Here is a 505-nt window from a genome sequence, read left to right on the forward strand (position 1 = left end):
GGTGTGTTGTGATAGCGTGACGTTGGGTCGCGAACACATCGTCGCTGTGGTCTAGTGGTTATGACATTGCGTTGTGGCCGCACTAACCCACGTTCGAATCATGGCAGCGACATCCGCCTTATTGCCTCCACTACACACATTCACTACCATCGACTGCATTCGCACCATCCAACACAATCACCACTGCACTTCACACCAACCAATCCACAATTGACACTTCCAATTCAACTGAGTCCTCACTGACACCGGTGTCCCGTGACGACGCACCGACACAAGTCATAGACCGCATTCCGTCGCACACTTCCGATAGCGTACACAGCACGTCAGTCGTCATTTGACTTCATCTCAATTAATATTATATGATGATCATTGAAATTATTCGTATTGATGTGTCAAGAATTCCCAGATCAGTCCAATCTAATGCAGACAGAACACGATGAGCACAACTCAACGTGTTATATTCGGAATTTGAATTAGCCACAGAATGAAGCACAATGTAATCACA

1 tRNA gene is annotated in these 505 nt (G+C 46.3%); it reads left to right on the plus strand.

Annotated elements, in window-relative coordinates:
• Positions 1 to 40: 40 nt before the first annotated feature.
• Positions 41 to 112 (plus strand) — tRNA-His (locus DF185_RS24865).
• The last annotated feature ends 393 nt before the right edge of the window (positions 113 to 505 follow it).

The sequence above is a fragment of the Marinifilum breve genome, from assembly GCF_003202155.1.
Lineage (GTDB): Bacteria > Bacteroidota > Bacteroidia > Bacteroidales > Marinifilaceae > Marinifilum > Marinifilum breve.